Here is a 5,363-nt window from a genome sequence, read left to right on the forward strand (position 1 = left end):
GTTTTTTGTCTGATTATCAAGAAATTTTCCCACGTTAAATTAGCTTATTTAATTAAATGCAATTAGCATTAAAAAATTTCCCTAGCCCCTTACACATTTCATTCAGGTCGATTACAATAGCGCCATCAAAACGAAGGGGAACTTTCGTACTTGCGACTTCATGGATTTTCAATTTAATGACAATCAAGCTTGCAATTAATGGCTTTGGTCGAATAGGGCGTAATATCGTAAGAGCACTCTATGAGTCGGGTCGTCACCACGAAATACAAATTGTAGCCATCAATGAGTTGGCGGATCCTAAAGGGATCGCGCATCTTCTAAAATACGATACCTCACATGGGCGTTTTGCTTTTCCAGTTTCGTTAACAGAATCTTTTTTGGAAGTAGCTGAGGATAAGATCCAGTTATTTTCAGAGCCGGATCCAAGTCACCTGCCTTGGCGCGCGCTAGATGTTGATGTGGTGCTTGATTGCACAGGCGTCTATCATTCTCGTCAGCACGCACTTGCGCATATTCAGGCAGGGGCAAAGAAAGTATTATTTTCACATCCCGCGGATGCTGATGTTGATGCGACGGTGATCTTTGGTATCAACGAAGAGATACTGTTACCTGAGCACACAATTGTGTCTAACGGCTCATGCACAACGAACTGTATTGTTCCGGTAATTAAAGTGCTAGACGATAAGTTTGGTGTTGAGTCTGGCGCTATTACGACTATTCACGCTTCTATGCATGATCAACAAGTGATTGATGCTTATCACAGTGATTTACGGCGCACGCGCGCGGCAAGCCAATCCATCATCCCTGTTGATACTAAGCTTGCTCGCGGTATTGAGCGTATTTTACCTAAGTTCCAAGGTCGTTTTGAGGCGATCGCGGTACGGGTGCCAACAATCAATGTTACGGCGATGGATCTGAGTGTGACGCTCAATGAAAATGTCACAATTGATGCGGTAAACTCGGTTCTAAAACAGGCCGCTGGTGGTCGTTTAGAAGGGGTACTGAGCTACACTGAAGAGCCGCTAGTGTCGGTTGATTTTAATCACGATCCACATTCTTGTATTATCGATGGTACGCAAACTCGAGTGAGTCACAAGCGCTTAGTTAAGCTGCTAGTTTGGTGTGATAACGAGTGGGGTTTTGCTAATCGTATGCTTGATACCGCTTGCGTGATGATGCGTGGCTAATCATTTGTTTCAGACGCTGTTATAATCAAATTGTCTGCACAAAATTAAAACAATAATTCAAACCGAGGTAGCAAACGATTGCTGCCTTGTAGATAACAAAATGTATCGTTCTTTAAGGAGATGTCCAATGTCAGTCATTAAGATGGCGGATTTAGATTTAAACGGCAAGCGTGTGTTGATCCGCGAAGACCTAAATGTGCCAATTAAAGATGGCAAAGTCGCGTCGGACGCGCGGATCCGTGCTGCACTACCTAGTATCAAATTAGCGCTAGAAAAAGGTGCTAAAGTGATGGTGATGTCTCACCTTGGTCGTCCAACCGAGGGAGAATATGATGCACAATACTCCATGCAGCCGGTTGTGGATTATCTTAATGATGCGTTATCTCAAGATGTACGTTTAGTGACTGACTATCTAGACGGCGTGGATGTACAAGACAATGAAGTTATCGTATTCGAAAACGTGCGTTTTAACGTTGGCGAGAAGAAAGACGATGAAGTACTCGCGAAAAAACTGGCAGCGCTTTGTGATGTCTACGTGATGGATGCCTTTGGTACTGCGCACCGCGCACAGGCTTCAACACATGGTGTTGGCTTGTACGCAGAGGTGGCATGTGCAGGTCCATTGCTTGCAGCTGAACTCGACGCGCTTGGTAAAGCACTAGATAACCCAGCTCGTCCTTTGGTGGCCATCGTTGGCGGCTCTAAAGTATCAACTAAACTAACCGTGCTTGATTCATTGTCTAAGGTTGTTGACCAACTCGTGACTGGTGGCGGTATTGCTAATACCTTCATTGCTGCAGCGGGTAACCCTGTTGGTAAGTCGCTGTACGAAGCGGATTTGATCCCTGAAGCGAACAAGCTAGTGGCTGCTGCCAGAGCGAATGACGGAGATATTCCTGTTCCGACTGATGTGGTTGTAGGTAATGAGTTTTCAGAATCTGCAGTTGCGACGATTAAAGATGTAAGCGAAGTGTCAGACGAAGACATGATCTTCGACATCGGTCCTGATACTGCAACTCAACTTGCAGAGATCATTGCGAGTGCTGGCACTGTGGTTTGGAATGGCCCTGTGGGCGTATTTGAATTTGACCAATTTGGTAATGGTACTGAAGCGATTGCCAATGCCATCGCTAAGTCGTCAGCATTCTCAATTGCTGGTGGTGGCGATACGTTAGCTGCTATCGACAAGTATGGTGTTGAGCAAGATATCTCTTATATTTCTACAGGTGGTGGTGCTTTCCTTGAATTCTTAGAAGGCAAAACACTTCCTGCGGTCGCTATGCTTGAGCAGCGAGCTAGAGACTAAAATTGATTGAGGTAGCGTTAAGCTGCCTCTTAATATCAGGTAAACATCACTCTCTCACATACTTGATGTTTGCTTGACGACGCGTAGCGTCCGGTTAGCCAATAAATAAAGTGGTTAACCTCATCAGTGTAGGCTGGTGTAAACATATTATCCGTTCAAACCGATAGCGGTGGCTATCAACAATTGGAGAAAAGCAATATGGCTTTAATCAGTATGCGTCAACTTCTCGATCATGCAGCTGAGCATGGTTATGGCGTTCCGGCATTTAACGTGAATAACCAAGAGCAAATGCGTGCGATCATGGAAGCTGCGGACAAGACAAATAGTCCGGTTATCGTGCAAGGCTCTGCTGGTGCACGCAAATATGCTGGTGCACCATTTATTCGCCACATGATTTTAGCGGCTGTAGAAGAATGGCCTCATATTCCAGTTGTAATGCACCAAGATCATGGTACTTCACCTGCTGTATGTCAGCGCTCTATTCAACTTGGTTTCTCATCAGTCATGATGGACGGCTCTCTAATGGAAGACGGTAAAACGCCTTCAAGCTACGAGTATAATGTGGACGTTACTCGTCGTACTGTTGAAATGGCGCACGCCTGTGGCGTGTCTGTTGAGGGTGAGCTAGGTGTGCTTGGTTCTCTAGAAACCGGTGAAGCTGGTGAAGAGGACGGTATTGGCGCTGAAGGTAAATTAACAGAAGATCAGCTACTGACAGATCCGGAAGAAGCAGCAGATTTCGTCAAGAAAACCAATGTAGATGCGCTTGCTATTGCATGTGGTACATCACACGGTGCTTATAAGTTTACTCGTCCACCAACGGGCGATATCTTAGCAATTAACCGCATCAAAGAAATCCACGCTCGTATTCCTGATACTCACTTAGTAATGCATGGTTCGTCTTCAGTGCCGCAGGACTGGTTAGCAATCATCAATGAATTTGGTGGCGAAATCCCTGAGACTTACGGTGTACCGGTTGAGCAAATTGTTGAAGGTATTAAATTCGGTGTTCGTAAAGTCAATATCGATACCGATCTGCGTTTAGCATCAACAGGTGCGATTCGTCGCCACCTTGCGCAAAACCCAAGCAATTTCGATCCACGCAAATTCTTAGTGGAAGCAACGAAAGCAATGACTGAGATCTGTGTTGCGCGTTATGAAGCGTTCGGTACAGCAGGCCAAGCTGCTAAGATCAAACCAATTTCACTTGATGATATGCACTTGAGATATCTAACAGGTGAGTTAGATCCTAAAGTGAAATAACTTACCGGATCAAAATTTGACTAAGTAAAATTGTGCACTGCACTTTGATACTTCAAAAAGCCTCTGAAATAGAGGCTTTTTTGTATCTGGTCCTTGATTGGAAGCCAATGTTCAATAGGGCTCGCAAGGTGAAAATATACTTAGATCGCCATTTTACTAGCGAGGTAAATAGGGATCAGATCTTTACTAACAAAGATCATTGTTTGACTAAGTAGACATATTTCAAAACATCAGATCAATAAGTTAGCCTCTCTTAGATCATTCTTATACCAACCCGATCCGACATTGAGCTGCAATTAGTTAGTAAGAAAATGATCTCTGGGTCGATCTTGTTAGTAAAAATCTGATCCTGATTATAGATGATCCCTATCAGTTAATAAAATACTGATCCCGAAGTTCGTTCCTTGATCTCCAGCTAAAAGTGTCTAACTTTAAAAATACGAGATCTGTTCGCTACGGCCTCTCTGTCTGGCCTCAGCATCTCAAACCTTGTTGTACTGCGCCCAAATACTATCCAAGGTGATCAAAGATGAAAATGAAATACCTACCATTTGTTGCCCTAAGCCTTTGCTCTGTGAGTGTTTGTAGTTATGCAAACGAAGCTGTATCTCTATACGGTAGAGCTCATGTCGGGGTGCAAAATTCTGATAAAGATGGTGACAGCGATACTTCAATTGAAAGCTATAACTCTCGTATGGGGTTAAAGGGGTCGACAAAGCTGCAGGACGGGCTTGAGGTCTTTTATAAATATGAATTCCAAGTCGAGATCACAGATCAAGACAAAGATGGTAAGTCAGGTGATAACCTTACAGCTCGCTCTCAGTATCTTGGGGTTAAAGGGAGTTATGGTCAGCTCCTGATCGGCCGTGATGATACACCGATGAAAAAGTCGCAAGGTAAAGTGGACTTAATGAATGACTTTTCTGGTGATATTAATTCGTTCTTTGTTGGTGAAAATCGCCTTGGTGACACTGTGCAATATACGACTCCGGCTATTAATCATTTACAATTTACGGTGAGTTACATTGCCGAAGACAACAGCAAGCAAAACGGCGAAGATGGACTATCTTTGTCGGCAAGTTACGGTGATAGCAAACTCAAAAAAACCAATGTATATGTTGCTGTTGCCCATGACAATAAAGTCGCTGGGCAAGATATTAATCGCGTGACGGTACAAGGAAAGCTGGGGGACTTTAAGCTCGGTGGTATGTATCAACAGAATGAAGCGATAGATAGCGATGAGGAAGTAGATAGTTTCATGGTGAGCGCTGCTTACCAGATTGAGTCATATACCTTACTTGCCCAGTATCAAGACTCGGATGGGGCTGCCGGTAAGCTGAAAGACTCTGGCAATGCAGCTTCAGTAGGTGTGGAAAAAAGTTTGAGTAAACAAGCTCGTATGTATCTTTGGTATTCAAAATTTTCATTGGATAACAACGAAGATCATAACACGATGGCGGTCACATTGAGATATGACTTTTAATTTACAAAGACGTATGCCTATTTACAAAAAGCATACTGATTTTGCGGTGAATTGCAGCGTAGCTTTTGTAGTGCGACTCGGAGGTCGTAGTCCATATTTCGAAAACACTATTTTAAGATAAACG

4 protein-coding genes are annotated in these 5,363 nt (G+C 43.7%); all 4 read left to right on the forward strand.

Annotated features, from left to right (window positions below; genetic code table 11):
• The first annotated feature begins 176 nt into the window (after positions 1–176).
• The 4 genes from epd (at position 177) to L1D50_RS21290 (ending at position 5,239) form a co-directional block, all read left to right on the forward strand.
• On the forward strand, positions 177–1,187 hold the full coding sequence (gene epd, locus L1D50_RS21275) for an erythrose-4-phosphate dehydrogenase (protein ID WP_010607557.1): 1,011 nt from the start codon (positions 177–179) through the stop codon (positions 1,185–1,187).
• Positions 1,188–1,314: 127 nt separating this feature from the next.
• Entirely contained in the window at positions 1,315–2,493 is a 1,179-nt protein-coding gene (locus L1D50_RS21280; RefSeq protein ID WP_010378747.1) for a phosphoglycerate kinase, read from the forward strand.
• Positions 2,494–2,691: 198 nt separating this feature from the next.
• A complete protein-coding gene (fba, locus tag L1D50_RS21285; RefSeq protein WP_239966761.1) occupies positions 2,692–3,756 on the forward strand; it encodes a class II fructose-bisphosphate aldolase in 1,065 nt (354 codons plus the stop codon).
• 529 nt (positions 3,757–4,285) lie between these two features.
• Positions 4,286–5,239, forward strand: coding sequence for a porin (locus tag L1D50_RS21290; RefSeq protein WP_128725337.1), 954 nt, complete (start codon positions 4,286–4,288; stop codon positions 5,237–5,239).
• The last annotated feature ends 124 nt before the right edge of the window (positions 5,240–5,363 follow it).

The sequence above is a fragment of the Pseudoalteromonas sp. Isolate6 genome, assembly GCF_022398435.1.
GTDB lineage: Bacteria > Pseudomonadota > Gammaproteobacteria > Enterobacterales > Alteromonadaceae > Pseudoalteromonas > Pseudoalteromonas galatheae.

Coding starts and splice junctions, on each gene's coding strand:
- epd (WP_010607557.1), top strand. CDS start 177: ATGACAATCAAGCTTGCAATTAATGGCTTTGGTCGAATAGGGCGTAAT.
- L1D50_RS21280 (WP_010378747.1), top strand. CDS start 1,315: ATGTCAGTCATTAAGATGGCGGATTTAGATTTAAACGGCAAGCGTGTG.
- fba (WP_239966761.1), top strand. CDS start 2,692: ATGGCTTTAATCAGTATGCGTCAACTTCTCGATCATGCAGCTGAGCAT.
- L1D50_RS21290 (WP_128725337.1), top strand. CDS start 4,286: ATGAAAATGAAATACCTACCATTTGTTGCCCTAAGCCTTTGCTCTGTG.